Origin of the sequence: Klebsiella sp. HMSC25G12 (assembly GCF_001807705.1) — a bacterium.
Lineage (GTDB): Bacteria > Pseudomonadota > Gammaproteobacteria > Enterobacterales > Enterobacteriaceae > Klebsiella > Klebsiella variicola.
Genome location: NZ_KV789927.1, coordinates 82,968 through 99,180 on the forward strand (window position 1 = coordinate 82,968; position 16,213 = coordinate 99,180).

A 16,213-nucleotide genomic window follows, 5' to 3' on the forward strand; every position below is an offset into this window, starting at 1 on the left:
CCCGGTAAGCGAGAGCGCAACCGGGGATTTTGCCACCGTTACGCCAGCGCCTTACTGATTTTCTCGAACAGATCGCCGGAGAGATTCTCCAGCCCTTTCAACTGCTCCAGCGCAGCGCGCATCAGCGCCTGTCGCTTCTCATCATAACGCTTCAGACGAATCAACGGCTCAATAAGACGCGACGCCACCTGCGGGTTGCGCTGGTTAAGTTCGGTCAGCATCTCCACCAGGAACTGGTAGCCGCTGCCGTCTTCAGCATGGAACGCCGCCGGGTTGCTGCTGGCGAAAGCGCCGATTAACGAACGCACACGGTTCGGGTTGCTCATGCTGAATGAACGGTGATTCAGCAGACCACGCACTGTTTCCACCACATTGGCCGCCGGGCTGGTGGACTGCAGGATAAACCACTTATCCATCACCAGACCGTCCTGATGCCATTTATCGTCATACTCCTGCATCAGCGCATCGCGGCTCGGCAGCTCGGCGGCAACCGCTGCCGACAGGGCGGCCAGCGCGTCGGTCATGTTATCCGCCTGGTGATACTGCGCCGACACCAGCTTATCGCCCAGCGTTGGCTCCGCAAACGCCAGATAGCGCAGGCAGGTATTGCGCAGGGCACGCTTACCAATATCGGCGTGCTCCACCCGGTAGCTGTCGAGTTTATTGGCGTGATAAACCGCGAGGAATTCGTCCGCCAGTTCGTTCGCCAGAGTGCGGGTGAGCGCTTCGCGCACGGTGGCGATGGCGATCGGATCGATAATGGCGAACATCTCGGCGATTTCGTTGGCCGACGGCAGGGTTAAGATCTCGGCGGCCAGCGCCGGGTCAATCTTCTCGTCCAGCAGGATGGCGCGGAAGGCGTCCGCCACGTGTACCGGCAGCGACAGCGGCTGTCCCTGCTGATGACGGTTGACGTTCAGCTTGATGTAGGTCGCGAGCAGGCTCTGCGCCGCATCCCAGCGCGAGAAATCATTCCGCGCATGGCGCATCAGGAAGGTGAGCTGCTGATCGCTCCACTTATATTCCAGTTTCACTGGTGCTGAAAATTCGCACAGCAGCGCCGGCACCGGCTGGAAATAGACGTTATCGAAGACGAAAGTCTGCTCGGCCTGAGTTACATTGAGCACCGGGTGCAGCGGATGGCCGCCCTTCTGCAGGGGGATCACCTTGCCTTCGTTATCGTACAGCTCAATGGCAAACGGGATATGCAACGGCTGTTTCTCGGCCTGCTCAGCGGTCGGCGGCGTACGCTGGCTGATGGTCAGCGTGTACTGCTCGGTTTCCGGGTTGTAGTCGTCATGCACGGTGACGATTGGCGTACCGGACTGGCTGTACCAGCGGCGGAAGTGTGACAGATCGACGTTAGAGGCATCCTCCATCGCCTGGACGAAATCATCGCAGGTCGCGGCGCTGCCGTCATGGCGTTCAAAGTACAGCTGCATCCCTTTCTGGAAGTTTTCTTCACCCAGCAGGGTGTGCAGCATGCGGATCACTTCGGCACCCTTTTCATAAACCGTCAGGGTGTAGAAGTTGTTCATTTCGATAACCATATCCGGGCGGATCGGGTGCGCCATCGGGCTGGCGTCTTCGGCAAACTGCAACCCGCGCATGGTGCGCACATTGTTGATGCGGTTCACCGCCCGTGAGCCGAGGTCGGAGCTGAACTCCTGATCGCGGAACACGGTCAGCCCTTCTTTCAGGCTGAGCTGGAACCAGTCGCGGCAGGTGACGCGGTTGCCGGTCCAGTTATGGAAATACTCATGACCAATCACCCGCTCGATATCAAGATAGTCTTTATCGGTGGCGGTATCGGTACGGGCCAGGACATATTTGGAGTTAAAGACGTTGAGTCCTTTGTTCTCCATCGCGCCCATATTAAAGAAGTCGACGGCGACAATCATATAGATGTCGAGGTCGTACTCGAGCCCAAAGCGCTCCTCATCCCATTTCATGGAATTTTTCAGCGAGGTCATTGCCCACGGCGCGCGGTCGAGATTGCCGCGATCGACGTACAGCTCCAGCGCCACTTCACGACCGGAGCGAGTGGTAAAGGTGTCACGCAGGACGTCAAAATCACCGGCCACCAGCGCAAACAGGTAGCACGGTTTCGGGAACGGATCCTGCCACTGTACCCAGTGACGGCCATTCTCCAGCTCTCCCTGCGCCATGCGGTTGCCGTTGGAGAGCAGGAACGGGTATTTCGCTTTGTCGGCGATGATTTTGGTGGTAAACCGCGCCAGCACGTCCGGGCGGTCCAGGTACCAGGTAATATGGCGGAAACCTTCCGCTTCGCACTGAGTACACAGCGCTTCGCCTGACTGATACAGGCCTTCCAGCGCGGTGTTCGCCGCCGGGCTGATCTCATTGACGATGGTCAGGGTGAAATGCTCCGGCAGACCGCCGATCACCAGCTGATTGTTTTCTTCTTTATAGTCACTCCACGGCTGGCCGTTCACTTGCAGCGCGATCAGGGTCAGATCTTCGCCGTCGAGGCGCAATGGCACATCAGACGCAGCCGCGTGGCGGGAGACCTTGCTCTCGGCCGTAACGACGGTTTATGCGGCATCCAGGTCAAAGGTCAAATCGATATCGCTAATCAGATACTCCGGCGCACGATAGTCGTGGCGGTATTTGGCTTGGGGCTGTTGTGTCATAAAAAACCTTTCGCATCTTGGGTAAAGTGTCGTCCCAGTCTATTCCCGTTGTGTCAATCGCGCTATGCAGAATCTTCATCTTTTCAATGTGAAACACGAAAACCGCTACATTTTGTTAACACGCGCGGCACGAAATGCCCTCGACCCGACGCAAAGCTTGTGGTGTGATCCATGTTCAATATATTAAACTAGGCCTCGCAAATGACCGTCAGCGTCGCCATCGCTCGCCATCGCGGGACAGAGCCGGGTAATAAAGGTATACTCCGCCTCCTTTTTTCGCGTTGGTTTGGATGGAACGCTCCAGTGAGAGGATGCTACTGCGCACCATGACACAATTCACTTCTCCTGTACTGCACTCGCTGCTTGATACGGATGCCTACAAGCTGCACATGCAGCAGGCTGTCTTCCACCGCTACGGCGATGTGCATGTGGCGGCGGAGTTTCGCTGCCGCGGAGACGACCTTCTCGGCATTTATGCCGACGCGATCCGCGAGCAGGTGGAGTCCATGCGCGACCTGAGACTGCGGGATGATGAATATCACTGGTTGTCCACCCTTCCCTTTTTCCGCCAGGATTATCTCGACTGGCTGCGCGATTTTCGCTATGACCCGCGCCAGGTCACGGTCAGCAATGACAACGGCAAGCTGAACATTCGCCTTACCGGCCCGTGGCGTGAAGCCATCATGTGGGAAGTCCCGCTGCTGGCGGTGATAAGCGAGCTGGTCCATCGCTATCGTTCACCAGAAATGGGCGTCGATCAGGCGCTGAACACGCTGGAACATAAGCTAGGCGACTTCGCCAGCATGACCGCTGGCCTCGATATGCGCGCCTTCCGCCTGATGGACTTCGGCACCCGCCGTCGTTTTTCACGCGAAGTGCAAGAGGCCATTGTGCAACGTCTGCAGCAGGAGCCGTGGTTTGTCGGCACCAGCAATTACGATCTGGCTCGTCGTTTACATTTAGCCCCGATGGGCACCCAGGCGCACGAATGGTTCCAGGCCCACCAGCAGATCAGCCCGAACCTCGCCAGCAGCCAGCGGGCGGCCCTTGCCGCCTGGCTGGAAGAGTATCCCGACCAGCTGGGCATCGCGCTGACCGACTGCATCACCATGGATGCGTTCCTGCGCGATTTTGGTCCGGAATTCGCTACCCGCTATCAGGGTTTGCGCCATGACTCCGGCGACCCGGTGGAATGGGGTGAAAAAGCCATCGCCCATTATCAGAAGCTGGGCATCGATCCGCTGAGCAAAGTGCTGGTCTTCTCCGATAATCTCGATCTCGCCAAAGCGGTCGATTTGTATCGCCACTTCGCCTCGCGGGTGAAATTGAGCTTTGGTATCGGCACCCGTTTAACCTGCGATCTGCCGCAGGTTAAACCGCTCAATATCGTGATTAAGCTGGTGGAATGTAACGGCAAACCGGTGGCGAAACTCTCCGACAGCCCGGGGAAAACCATCTGCCACGATAAGGCCTTCGTCCGCGCCCTGCGCGAGGCGTTCGACCTGCCGCCGATTAAAAAGGCAAGCTAAAAAACATGGCCCGACGGCATTCTGCTATCGGGCCAATCAATATCACTCCTGCGGCAGACGGGTTCTGACGACCTCGGCAAAATACTCCGCGCCAGTTAGCAATATCTCATCATTAAAGTCGTAGCAGGCATTATGCAACGGTGTATTGCCCTGAGCATCTGAACTATCGCCGTTGCCTAAAAAGATGAAACAGCCGGGGATTTTTTGCAGAAAAGCGCCAAAATCCTCCGAAATCATCATCTGTGCGACGTTGCCGTCCACCTTCTCAGCCCCTACCACGTTAATCGCAGCGGTGACCGCCACATCAACGCATTGCTGCCAGTTCACCGTTGGCGCAAATTCATGGGTATAGCTGAACTGGCACGTCGCACCGTGCATCGCGCAAATCGCTTCGCTAATGGTACGCATTCGTTCTTCGAGCTGCATCTGCACCTCCGGTGCAAAGCTGCGCGTATCCCCTTTGATTTCGACGTGCGTCGGAATCGCATTGCGGATGCCATCGGTGTGCAGTTCAGTACAGGAAATGACCGCTGGCACGTTCGGATCAACATTTCGCGAAACAATTGTCTGCAAAGCCAGGATGATTTCCGCCGCAATGACCAGCGGATCTTTCGCCATATGCGGCCGCGCCGCATGCGCTCCCTGCCCTTTAATATGAATAATAAAGTTATCTTCACTGGCCATAATGCCGCCGACTCGCGTGGCGATAGTCCCGGCTTTCATACCCGGCATATTATGCAGACCGTAGATTTCCTCTATGCCAAAGCGTTCAATAACGCCATCGTCCATCATCGCTCTGGCGCCATAGCCAGGCTCCTCAGCAGGCTGAAAAACAAAGCAGACCGTGCCGTTAAAATTCTGCCGCTGCAATAGCAACTGCGCCGCGCCCAGCGCAATGCAGGTATGACCATCATGTCCGCAGCCGTGCATCCGCTCGGCGGTCATGGAGCGGTAAGACCAGTCTCCCTGTTCGGTCAATTGAATGGCATCGATATCGGCACGAATAGCAATAACGCCCTTCCCGTCGCCGCATTTCAATCTCCCCACCACCCCGGTTTTGCCAATATCGCGGTGCACCTCAATGCCCATAGCTTCGAGCTTTTCGGCAATAAACCGTGAAGTATTCTGCTCCTCGAAGGCGCTTTCCGGATGGGCATGCAAATAGTGACGCCAGGCGATAAGCTGCTGCTTTAACTGTCGCTGATTCATTCTCTGCTCCTGTAAACATTAGTCCATACGCTGGGCGCGCTGTAAAACCACCTGCAGCAGCACATTGGCGCCAGCAATCAGATCTTTGGCTGCGCTATGTTCTTTGACGTTATGGCTAATGCCATCGACGCAGGGGACAAAAATCATCCCGGCGGGACATACCGACGCCATAAATTGTGCATCGTGTCCGGCGCCGCTTGGCAAACGTCGGTAACTGAGCGCCTGACGCTCCGCCTCGGCTTCCACCGCATTGACGATCTCATCGGCAAAAATGACCGGATTAAAGCGCACCAGTGAGCGGCTGGTTATCTCCACGCCCTCTTCCTGCGACGTTTTCGCGACAAATTCGGCCAATTGCTGCTCCGCCAGACATAAGATCGCATTATCGGTATTGCGGAGATCCACTGACATGACGACATGGTTGGGAATGACGTTGATTAGATTAGGCTTCACGCTGAAATGTCCAACGGTAGCTACTTGATCACCACCAAGGCTTAGCGCCAGCTCACGGGCAAAAACAGCGATTTTCGCAGCCGCCAGCCCGGCATCACGTCTCATGGACATTGGGGTAGTACCCGCATGATTCGATACGCCTCTTAGGGTAAATTCCTGCCACGAAATACCCTGTACGCCGGTAACCACGCCAATATCAATCTGCTCTTTATCAAGAATTGGTCCCTGTTCGATATGCAGCTCAACGTAGCTATCTACCGCCATATCTCCCGGCTGACGTTCGCCTTTATAACCAATGTTACGCAGCGCTTCATCGAGCGTGATACCGTCGAGATCTTTTGCCGCGAGCGCCTGCGCCAACGGATACTCGCCGGCAAACACCACGCTGCCCATCATATCGGGCTGAAATCGCACCCCCTCCTCGTTAGTAAAGAAGGTTACCGCCAACGGTCGTCGGGTGCGGATCCCGGCATCCTGGAGGGTGGCAATCACCTCAAGGCCGGCCATAACGCCGTAGTTGCCATCGTATAACCCACCGGTGGCGACGGTATCGATATGTGACCCCATCATCACCATCGGCAACGTCTCCTCGCCGTGATAAACGCCGGTGACATTACCGATAGCATCAATTGACACGCTCAGGCCCAGCGCCTTCATGCGGGCTACAACAAAGTCCCTGCCGGCTTTATCTTCGGCAGTCGCTGCCAGGCGGCATACGCCGCCGCCTGGCAGCGCACCATGTTCGCCAAGTGCATACAGGGAATCGATAAGCCGTTGGCCGTTAATCTGCAGATAATGACTCATAAAACATCTCGCTAATAATGGTGGTTATTGGAACATGCCGTAAAAAATGGCAGATACGGTGATAAGCCCAATCAGGGTGACGAAAACGTTGCTCGCTTTACCGCGCCAGGGGGCAAGCACCGGTAATTTATGAATGGCGTACATAGGCAACAGCAGCAGAATTGCCGCCCCGGTGGGACCGCTGATGCATTCGATAATACCGAGGATACTGGGGTTCTTGTACGCGGCGAACCAGCAGGTAAGCACCATAAACACCAGGATGACCGCGTCGACGAGGCGAATACCAGGTTTTTTACCGCGTGCCGCGGCGGCCTCCAGAATCAGGTCGCGCAGCGATTCATAGGCGCCGATGTAGTGGCCAAGAAATGATTTAGTAATAGCGACAAAGGCGATAATCGGCGATAGCCAGGCAATAATCGGTGTATCGTACTGATTGGCCAGATAGGACAAAATCGACAGATTCTGGGCTTTGGCTTCCGCCAGTTGCTGCGGCGACAGGCTTAACACGCAGCTGAGAACAAAAAACAGCACCACCACCGTCATGAGCAGGATACCGTAGCGCTGGATCTGCGCACATTTACCCTCAGCGAGCGCCAGACCGTAACGCTGCTTCTGGCGCACCACCATCGGCGAAATGATGGGATAGTGGTTAAACGACATCACCAGTACCGGGAAGGTCATCCACAGGGATAACATGATCCCCTGCCCATCGCCCGTGGCGCTGAAGCTTACGGTTTGCAAAATTGCGCCGTTCCAGTGCGGAATCAGAAAAAGTGCCATAAAAATAAGCGAGATGATGAAGGGATAAACCAGGGTGCTCATCACCCGCATTATCAAACGCTGTCCGAAACGGACGATAAACATCAGCCCGAGGATCAGAACGATGGCCACCAGCGACCGGGGAGGCTCGGCCATTGCCAACTGGTGGGTGATAAAGCTCTGCGCGGTGTTGGTGATAGCCACCGCATACATAATCAGAATGGTATAGACGGCGAAGAAATAGATGACGGTAAATACTTTTCCCGCCAGCGCGCCAAAATGCTCGCCAATAACATCGGTAATACTGCTTTCCGGCGTATTGGAAGAGTAAATGAATCTCGCCAGACCGCGGTGAGCCAGATAAGTAATAGGAAAAGCGAGGACAAAAACAATCAGAAGCGGCCAGAAGCCGCCAATTCCGGCATTAATCGGCAGAAACAGCACCCCGGCGCCAATGGCGGTACCGAACAGGCCAAGGACCCAAACGGTATCTTCGCTATGCCACTTTGCGGGATCGGAATATCCTTTATTGATAATTATATTTTCAGTATTCATCGGTCAGGTTCTCTCTATGCATGACGCGAAAGCGCGTATGTTTTCGTTATGAGTCAGAACGCTTGTCATACCGAGGGCTTGTAGGGTAGGTAAGATGGCCCCCTTGTTATTGTCGATAGCGCTCAACCATTACGGCCAAACCAGACGATGTCTTCATAGACATCGGGTGATGTATCTCCTTCCGTGCTGATTAACAGAACCTGTGCATCGGCATTCAGGCGCAGCGATTCGGCAAGCTCGCGATACGCCGGTTGAGTCATCAGCGCATAAAGCACTCCTGTGCCAATAGCGCCGGATTCCCCGGAGACAAAAGGTTCGTCAGTACCTGGTCGCGGAGCGGCCAACAGGCGCATGCCGTTGGCCGCCAGACAATCGTCGGCGGAAATAAAACAGGTGGCATGGTCGCGGAGCATTGGCCAGCTGGTGATGTTAGGTTCACCACAGGCAAGCCCGGCCATCAGAGTTGACATATCCCCGCCGACGCTGTGCGGCAGTCCGTCATTAATGGTTGCCGAGCGATACAGGCAGTTCGCCTTGTGCGGCTCAACGATGATGATGGTGGGAGCCTGCTGCTGCATCTTTTCGATGAAATATCCCATGATGCTACCGGCAAACGACCCGACCCCGGCTTGTAAAAACAGATGCGTCGGCATCGGCGCTCCGCTTTCTGCCAGCTGCTGCCAGATTTCAACAGCGAGGGTCATATAGCCTTGCATGATCCATGTGGGGATCTGCTCGTAGCCCTGCCAGGCGGTATCCTGGAGTAGAACCCATCCCTGCTCGCGCGCGGTTTTGGCCGCCAGCCGAACTGTGTCGTCGTAGTTCAGTTCAGTAATCGTGCATTCGGCGCCATGCCGGCGAATATTCTGCGCGCGTACCGGCGACGAGCCCTTTGGCATATACACCACCGCACGCAGCCCAAGCTGCTCAGCCGCCCACGCCACGCCACGTCCGTGGTTACCGTCGGTAGCAGTCACAAATACGATGTCCTTGATACGCGCCTTAATCACTGGTGAATTAAGCTCGGCAAAGCTCAACGTATTAATATCTCGCTCAAGCAGAGCGGCGAGATATTTCCCCATCGCATAGGACCCGCCGAGTCCTTTAAACGCATTCAAACCGAATCGCTGCGCTTCATCTTTTATATGGATCGATCCCAGCCCCAGCCGCTGGCTTAAAAATTCCAGCTTACGCAGCGGCGTGACCCGGTAATCAGGAAATTTTTGATGGAATGCCAGCACTTCGTTCCCCACGCTTTCATTCAGCAGACTCAAGTCTGCTCCCTGGCCATAGGGCTGCCGCCGGGCGTTAAGTTGAAATTTAATTGTGTCCACTATTCAGGCACCTCTATTTTCATATCGTCCTGCGACGATAACGTTATTTGCGACCATTCCGCCTAAACGACGGGTGCACGGATCCGTGCGGCCTGAGACAGGACGGTCGCTTTAAATTGGTTAAGTCAGAATGTGAGAGGCTTTTTGTCGCGATATACCGCTTTCCCACTGCCTGTGATGGTACACTGCGCCCGGCGGTTAATTGGCGCAAAGTTGCCCATCGCGCCGCAATTTTCACTCTGTTTTATCATTCTCACGCAACAACGTTGCATTAGTGAGGTTGATCACAGGCTTGCAGGACGAGATATATGATGAAACTTGACGCATGGGATAAAAAAATTCTTACGCTCTTGCAGCGTAATAATCGCTTGTCGCAACGGGAGATCGCCGATCGGATCAGCCTGTCTCCTTCGGCAGTCAATCGGCGTATCGCTGCACTGGAGGATGCAGGAGTGATTAAAGGCAGTGTTAGCTTAGTGGACGCCAGTAAAGTGGGAAGACCGATCACCATTATGGTGCAGGTGACCATTGAGAATGAACGTCTCGATCTGCTTGAGGAGGATAAACAGCGTTTCGTAACCTGTCCGCAAGTGCAGCAGGTCTACTATGTCACTGGCGACTTCGATTTTCTGCTCGTGATCAACGTCCGTGATATGGCGGAATACGAAGCGCTAACCCGTGAACTCTTTTTTGCCTCGGGAAATATCAAGTCTTTCCGGACCATCGTGTCGATGCAAAATGCGAAGCAGGAAATGACGGTCATTATCGAGTAAGTCGTGTAAAAGTCGACATGGGGAGCCAAAGAACGCCCCGGAGGTGTATTTATTTCCGAAATCCACCCTTCCCTGTGCGAAATCTACTTGTCTGATGGAAGATGACAGGTAACATAGATATCCCCCCGCTGTTGGGGGAAGAGACTTTTTTATTGGACTACATAGAGAGATTATTATGAGCGTTGTGCCTGTAGCCGACGTACTCCAGGGCCGCGTTGCCGTTGACAGCGAAGTCACGGTCCGCGGATGGGTGCGTACCCGCCGAGATTCTAAAGCTGGCTTTTCATTCCTCGCCGTCTATGACGGTTCCTGCTTTGATCCTGTACAGGCCGTTATTAATAATTCTCTGCCCAATTACAATCAGGAAGTGCTGCGTCTGACCACCGGTTGCTCGGTGATTGTCACCGGTAAAGTCGTGGCTTCCCAGGGCCAGGGTCAAAGCTTTGAGATCCAGGCGACCAGCGTGGAAGTCACCGGCTGGGTGGAAGACCCGGACACCTACCCGATGGCGGCCAAGCGCCACAGCATCGAGTATCTGCGTGAAGTAGCGCACCTGCGTCCGCGCACCAACCTGATTGGCGCGGTAGCTCGCGTGCGTCATACCCTGGCGCAGGCGCTGCACCGTTTCTTCGACGAACAGGGCTTCTTCTGGGTTTCCACCCCGCTGATCACCGCTTCCGATACCGAAGGCGCCGGCGAAATGTTCCGCGTGTCGACGCTGGATCTGGAAAACCTGCCGCGTAACGATCAGGGCAAAGTCGACTTCGATAAAGACTTCTTTGGTAAAGAGTCGTTCCTGACCGTATCCGGCCAGCTGAACGGCGAGACCTATGCCTGCGCACTGTCGAAAATCTACACCTTCGGCCCAACCTTCCGCGCCGAAAACTCCAACACCAGCCGCCACCTGGCGGAGTTCTGGATGCTGGAGCCGGAAGTCGCCTTCGCGAGCCTCAACGATGTTGCTGGTCTGGCGGAAGCGATGCTCAAGTACGTCTTTAAGGCGGTACTGGAAGAGCGTGCGGATGACATGCAGTTCTTCGCCGAGCGCGTAGACAAAGACGCTATCGACCGTCTGCAGCGTTTCGTCTCCGCTGATTTTGCTCAGGTGGATTACACCGATGCCGTCACTATCCTGGAAAACTGCGGTAAGCAGTTTGAGAACCCGGTTTACTGGGGCGTGGATCTCTCCTCCGAGCACGAGCGTTATCTGGCTGAAGAACACTTCAAAGCGCCGGTGGTGGTGAAAAACTACCCGAAAGACATTAAGGCGTTCTACATGCGCCTTAACGAAGACGGTAAAACCGTCGCGGCAATGGATGTCCTGGCGCCGGGTATCGGCGAGATCATCGGTGGTTCCCAGCGTGAAGAGCGTCTCGACGTGCTGGACGCACGTATGGCAGAGATGGGGCTCAACAAAGAAGACTATTGGTGGTATCGCGACCTGCGCCGCTACGGCACCGTACCGCACTCCGGCTTCGGTCTGGGCTTCGAACGCCTCATCGCTTACGTCACCGGCGTGCAGAACGTCCGCGATGTCATTCCGTTCCCGCGTACCCCGCGCAACGCGACATTCTAAGTTTTTCTGACATCAACCTGAAAGGCCAGCGCAAGCTGGCCTTTTTTTATGTCAATTACTGTTAGCAAAATTCAACAAACTTAAACATCAAGGCCTGGAAATCACATTTATGTTACGCACTGTTTCGGTGCACACCGGTGATGCAGATCGCACTTTATGTTCATATCAGAGCAAAACCCCTGATAAATTTGCTCATTTTTTAACCATGCGCCGCACGTCTTGCCAAGACAGAGGCTGAATAAAAAGAAGACGAATTCAACACATAAAATGAACGAATTGCCGCTTATCCAAATTAATCATAAATAATTCATATAGATAGATAAGCAATGGCGTTTTACCTCATCAGGTGGAACGGAATTTTGATTAAGTTCACAAAGTTCCCCAAAATACACATTTAGTTACATGATTTTTCGTTTTGTTACTCATATGAGATATTCGTAGCATTTTCCGGCTAGCGAAACGTTGTCGCGGATGGAAAGATGCCTTCAGACACCAAACTCTCATCAATGGTTCTGTAAGTTTTTATTGACAGAACTTATTGACGGCAGTGGCACGTGTTCATATAAAAAATATTAATGAGGGTAATAAATAATGATGAAGCGCAATATTCTGGCAGTGGTGATCCCTGCCCTGCTGGTAGCCGGTGCAGCCAACGCTGCAGAAATCTATAACAAAAACGGCAACAAACTGGACTTCTACGGGAAAATGGTCGGCGAGCACGTCTGGACCACCAATGGCGACACCAGCAGCGACGATACCACCTATGCCCGTATCGGCCTGAAAGGCGAAACTCAGATCAACGATCAGCTGACCGGTTACGGCCAGTGGGAATACAACATGGATGCGTCCAACGTTGAAGGTTCCCAACCGACGAAAACCCGTCTGGCGTTCGCGGGTCTGAAAGCGGGCGAATACGGTTCATTCGACTACGGCCGTAACTACGGCGCGATCTACGATGTCGAAGCAGCAACCGATATGCTGGTTGAATGGGGCGGCGACGGCTGGAACTACACCGACAACTACATGACCGGCCGTACCAACGGCGTGGCAACCTACCGTAACTCTGACTTCTTTGGTCTGGTTGACGGCCTGAGCTTCGCGCTGCAGTACCAGGGTAAAAACGACCACGACCGTGCGGTTCGCAAGCAGAATGGCGACGGCTTCAGCACCGCAGCCACCTACGCGTTCGACAACGGTATCGCGCTGTCTGCAGGCTACTCCGGCTCCAACCGTAGCGTCGATCAGAAAGCTGACGGCAATGGCGACAAAGCCGAAGCCTGGGCAACCTCTGCAAAATATGACGCCAACAACGTCTATGCAGCGGTCATGTACTCTCAGACCTACAACATGACTCCGGAAGAAGATAACCACTTCGCGGGCAAAACCCAGAACTTTGAAGCTGTCGTACAGTATCAGTTCGACTTCGGCCTGCGTCCGTCCATCGGTTACGTGCAGACCAAAGGTAAAGACCTGCAGTCACGTGCTGGCTTCTCCGGCGGCGATGCGGATCTGGTTAAATACATCGAAGTGGGTACCTGGTACTACTTCAACAAGAACATGAACGTCTACGCTGCGTATAAATTCAACCAGCTGGACGACAACGATTACACCAAAGCGGCTGGCGTAGCCACCGACGACCAGGCGGCCGTGGGTATCGTTTACCAGTTCTAATCTGCAGTACACCCCTTCGTGATATGCCTTCAAAGCAGGACTTCGGTCCTGCTTTTCTGTTTTCGTGAGGCAAAGATCGTATCTTTCGAAAACCTTCTCGCTTTTTATCGCAAACGGTTGGCAATTCGTTATTCTCCCGTTAACCTGATAGCGGATTTCCCTTCAGTAATCACAATGGAACCTCGTCATGTTTGAGAACATTACCGCCGCCCCAGCCGACCCGATTTTAGGTCTGGCCGATCTGTTTCGTGCCGATGACCGCCCTGAAAAAATTAACCTCGGAATTGGTGTTTACAAGGATGAAACCGGTAAAACACCCGTTCTGACCAGCGTCAAGAAAGCAGAGCAGTACCTGCTGGAAAATGAAACGACTAAAAACTATCTGGGCATCGATGGTATTCCTGAATTTGGTCGCTGCACCCAGGAGCTGCTGTTCGGTAAAGGCAATGCGATTATCGCTGATAAACGCGCCCGTACTGCGCAGACCCCAGGCGGTACTGGCGCTCTGCGTGTCGCGGCTGACTTCCTCGCCAAAAACACCGACGTGAAACGCGTGTGGGTGAGCAACCCAAGCTGGCCGAACCACAAGAGCGTGTTTACCTCTGCCGGGCTGGAAGTGCGCGAATATACCTACTACGACGCCGCTAACCATGCGCTGGACTTTGAGGGTCTGCTGGCCAGCCTGACCGAAGCCCAGGCCGGCGACGTGGTGCTGTTCCACGGCTGCTGCCACAACCCGACCGGTATCGATCCGACGCTCGACCAGTGGCAGCAGCTGGCTCAGCTGTCAGTGGAAAAAGGCTGGCTCCCGCTGTTTGATTTCGCCTACCAGGGCTTCGCCCGCGGTCTGGAAGAAGATGCTGAAGGTCTGCGCGCCTTTGCTGCGCTGCACAAAGAGCTGCTGGTCGCCAGCTCCTACTCGAAAAACTTTGGCCTGTACAATGAGCGCGTCGGCGCCTGCACGCTGGTCGCCACCGATCAGGAGGCCGTGGACCGCGCATTCAGTCAGATGAAATCGGTGATCCGCGCCAACTACTCCAACCCGCCTGCGCATGGCGCCTCCGTGGTCGCCACCATTCTGAGCAACGATGCGCTGCGTGCGATCTGGGAGCAGGAGCTGACCGATATGCGCCAGCGCATCCAGCGTATGCGCCTGCTGTTCGTCAACACCCTGCAGGAGAAAGGCGCGAGCCGCGACTTCAGCTTTATCAGCCAGCAGAACGGCATGTTCTCATTCAGCGGCCTGACTAAAGAGCAGGTGCTGCGCCTGCGTGAAGAGTTCGCCATCTATGCGGTTGCTTCCGGACGTATCAACGTGGCCGGGATGACGCCTGACAATATGGCGCCGCTGTGCGAAGCCATCGTCGCAGTACTGTAAGCGACAGCGTGCTCTAAGCGAGATAAAAGAAAAAGGCCGCGAATGCGGCCTTTTTTATGTGTTCGCGTCATGTCTGTTACCAGACCGGCATCTCATCCTGCAGGAACGGGTTGTTACGACGTTCCTCACCCAGCGTCGACAGCGGACCATGGCCGGGAATAAAGGTCACGTCATCGCCCAGCGGCAACAGCTTATCCTTAATGGCCGCAATCAACTGTCCATGGTCGCCGCGTGGAAAATCGCTGCGCCCCACCCCGCCTTTAAAAATCACGTCTCCGGAAATGAGCAATCGGGAAGCGTCATCAAAGAAGACAACGTGACCCGGCGTATGGCCCGGACAGTGCAGTACCTGCAGCGCCACATTCCCTACATTGACCACATCGCCTTCATTGAGCCAGCGATCCGGACGCAGCGGCTGGCAATCCTCCAGGCCGAACATCCGGCTTTGCGCCGGCAATCCTTCCAGCCAGAACTCATCTTCTTTTTCCGGACCAATAACCGGTACGCCATAATGCTGCGCCAGTTCCGCAGCGGCGCCGACGTGATCGAGATGGCCATGCGTCAGCAGGATCTGCATCAGCGTGACGCCCGCCTCCGCCACCACCGCTTTGATACGTTCAGCATCGCCGCCAGGATCGACCAGCGCCGCCAGGCGGGTTTGTTCGCACCAGATGAGAGAACAGTTCTGCGCGAACGCGGTAACCGGAATAATACGATAGTTCATGACGCTCCTTTCGTTACCAGTGCCTTACGGGACCGGTATCAATATGCACAAAGTTACTACGTGGGTAATATCCTACACCACCTGCGCGCATAGATAACGCCGCTTTGCGAATATTGCTTAACGAAATACCTTCAATATGGAAATCCATTGCCTGCCCCTTGGTGTGATAGCTGTGTTTTGCCACACCACGGCTTCGTGCGCGAAGCTCATCATTGGTATCGAGGGAACGATAACCAGAAATAAGCTGGACAGGTTTGTTGGTGCCAAGCAATCCCTGCAACCGATAAAGATGATCGAACAGATTTGGATCGATGGACTTAATTTTATTCGCGCGGTAATCACGGAAAAAATGATTAAGTCTTGCTAATTCATCCTGAATATAGCCTCTGCCATCGAAAAACTCCGCCTTGAGCGATTCACCGGTATGCAGGTTATTCAGCGTCAAAATACGCGGACGGGGGGTCGAGAGGGTGGCAAATGCCGGCGCAGGGAGAATGGCGGCAGCACCCAGCGCAGCACCACCCAACGCCAGCAATCTGCGGCGATTAGCGTCAAATTTGTCCATGATAATCAGGTCTACAGTCAATGAATCGTTATATACTTTTTCCGCATCGCGCGAGGCTAACCGCCAGCTCGCCATCGCTCGCCACAGCCGTGATGCTGTCCGGCAAAGGAGAGCGTTCGCGCTGACTGCGCTACGCATTGAGCGGAATGATATGTATATGCACTTCTGGCGCACGAAAGGCACCTTACCGGGCATTATTGCCAACGTCAAGGCAGCCTCACCCCAGGAA

The 16,213-nt window shown here is 54.7% G+C and carries 11 protein-coding genes and 1 pseudogene; 5 read left to right on the forward strand and 7 right to left on the reverse strand.

The features are described 5' to 3' along the window. Positions 1–38: 38 nt before the first annotated feature. Positions 39–2,654, reverse strand: a pseudogene (gene pepN, locus HMPREF3096_RS27110) (aminopeptidase N). Between the two features lie 326 nt (positions 2,655–2,980). On the opposite strand from pepN, the gene pncB reads away from it, so the two are divergent. Further along, on the forward strand, positions 2,981–4,183 hold the full coding sequence (gene pncB / locus HMPREF3096_RS27115; protein ID WP_012968615.1) for a nicotinate phosphoribosyltransferase: 1,203 nt from the start codon (positions 2,981–2,983) through the stop codon (positions 4,181–4,183). A 42-nt stretch (positions 4,184–4,225) separates the two neighbouring features. On the opposite strand, the gene HMPREF3096_RS27120 is transcribed toward pncB, so the two are convergent. From HMPREF3096_RS27120 to dpaL, 4 genes are all read right to left on the reverse strand, one after another. Further along, positions 4,226–5,392, reverse strand: coding sequence for a M20 aminoacylase family protein (locus HMPREF3096_RS27120; protein ID WP_032729881.1), 1,167 nt, complete (start codon positions 5,390–5,392; stop codon positions 4,226–4,228). Positions 5,393–5,410: 18 nt separating this feature from the next. Next, positions 5,411–6,649, reverse strand: coding sequence for a Zn-dependent hydrolase (locus HMPREF3096_RS27125; protein ID WP_004191117.1), 1,239 nt, complete (start codon positions 6,647–6,649; stop codon positions 5,411–5,413). A gap of 24 nt (positions 6,650–6,673) precedes the next feature. Next, positions 6,674–7,963, reverse strand: coding sequence for an aromatic amino acid transport family protein (locus HMPREF3096_RS27130; RefSeq protein ID WP_004176676.1), 1,290 nt, complete (start codon positions 7,961–7,963; stop codon positions 6,674–6,676). Between the two features lie 122 nt (positions 7,964–8,085). Then, the gene (dpaL, locus tag HMPREF3096_RS27135; protein WP_004199498.1) at positions 8,086–9,297 is read right to left on the reverse strand and encodes a diaminopropionate ammonia-lyase; all 1,212 of its coding nucleotides are present in this window, start codon (positions 9,295–9,297) and stop codon (positions 8,086–8,088) included. 311 nt (positions 9,298–9,608) lie between these two features. Between dpaL and HMPREF3096_RS27140 the strand changes: the two genes are divergently transcribed. The 4 genes from HMPREF3096_RS27140 (at position 9,609) to HMPREF3096_RS27155 (ending at position 14,695) form a co-directional block, all read left to right on the forward strand. Continuing rightward, a complete protein-coding gene (locus HMPREF3096_RS27140; protein WP_002898209.1) occupies positions 9,609–10,070 on the forward strand; it encodes an Lrp/AsnC family transcriptional regulator in 462 nt (153 codons plus the stop codon). A 175-nt stretch (positions 10,071–10,245) separates the two neighbouring features. After that, positions 10,246–11,646: an asparagine--tRNA ligase gene (gene asnS / locus HMPREF3096_RS27145; protein ID WP_012542310.1), complete on the forward strand. Its 1,401-nt coding sequence runs from the start codon at positions 10,246–10,248 to the stop codon at positions 11,644–11,646. Between the two features lie 591 nt (positions 11,647–12,237). Then, positions 12,238–13,317: a porin OmpK35 gene (gene ompK35 / locus HMPREF3096_RS27150; RefSeq protein WP_008805872.1), complete on the forward strand. Its 1,080-nt coding sequence runs from the start codon at positions 12,238–12,240 to the stop codon at positions 13,315–13,317. A 187-nt stretch (positions 13,318–13,504) separates the two neighbouring features. After that, positions 13,505–14,695: an amino acid aminotransferase gene (locus HMPREF3096_RS27155; protein WP_023339853.1), complete on the forward strand. Its 1,191-nt coding sequence runs from the start codon at positions 13,505–13,507 to the stop codon at positions 14,693–14,695. Between the two features lie 76 nt (positions 14,696–14,771). Here HMPREF3096_RS27155 and HMPREF3096_RS27160 read toward each other — a convergent pair whose 3' ends face one another. Next, the gene (locus HMPREF3096_RS27160; RefSeq protein WP_008805870.1) at positions 14,772–15,419 is read right to left on the reverse strand and encodes an MBL fold metallo-hydrolase; all 648 of its coding nucleotides are present in this window, start codon (positions 15,417–15,419) and stop codon (positions 14,772–14,774) included. Positions 15,420–15,432: 13 nt separating this feature from the next. Next, on the reverse strand, positions 15,433–15,984 hold the full coding sequence (locus tag HMPREF3096_RS27165) for a YcbK family protein (RefSeq protein WP_004201403.1): 552 nt from the start codon (positions 15,982–15,984) through the stop codon (positions 15,433–15,435). Positions 15,985–16,213: the final 229 nt, after the last annotated feature.

What these genes read in the sequence shown, in the direction of transcription:
- pncB (WP_012968615.1), top strand. Translation starts at nt 2,981, where the DNA reads ATGACACAATTCACTTCTCCTGTACTGCACTCGCTGCTTGATACGGAT.
- HMPREF3096_RS27120 (WP_032729881.1), bottom strand. Translation starts at nt 5,392, where the DNA reads ATGAATCAGCGACAGTTAAAGCAGCAGCTTATCGCCTGGCGTCACTAT.
- HMPREF3096_RS27125 (WP_004191117.1), bottom strand. Translation starts at nt 6,649, where the DNA reads ATGAGTCATTATCTGCAGATTAACGGCCAACGGCTTATCGATTCCCTG.
- HMPREF3096_RS27130 (WP_004176676.1), bottom strand. Translation starts at nt 7,963, where the DNA reads ATGAATACTGAAAATATAATTATCAATAAAGGATATTCCGATCCCGCA.
- HMPREF3096_RS27140 (WP_002898209.1), top strand. Translation starts at nt 9,609, where the DNA reads ATGAAACTTGACGCATGGGATAAAAAAATTCTTACGCTCTTGCAGCGT.
- asnS (WP_012542310.1), top strand. Translation starts at nt 10,246, where the DNA reads ATGAGCGTTGTGCCTGTAGCCGACGTACTCCAGGGCCGCGTTGCCGTT.
- ompK35 (WP_008805872.1), top strand. Translation starts at nt 12,238, where the DNA reads ATGATGAAGCGCAATATTCTGGCAGTGGTGATCCCTGCCCTGCTGGTA.
- HMPREF3096_RS27155 (WP_023339853.1), top strand. Translation starts at nt 13,505, where the DNA reads ATGTTTGAGAACATTACCGCCGCCCCAGCCGACCCGATTTTAGGTCTG.
- HMPREF3096_RS27160 (WP_008805870.1), bottom strand. Translation starts at nt 15,419, where the DNA reads ATGAACTATCGTATTATTCCGGTTACCGCGTTCGCGCAGAACTGTTCT.
- HMPREF3096_RS27165 (WP_004201403.1), bottom strand. Translation starts at nt 15,984, where the DNA reads ATGGACAAATTTGACGCTAATCGCCGCAGATTGCTGGCGTTGGGTGGT.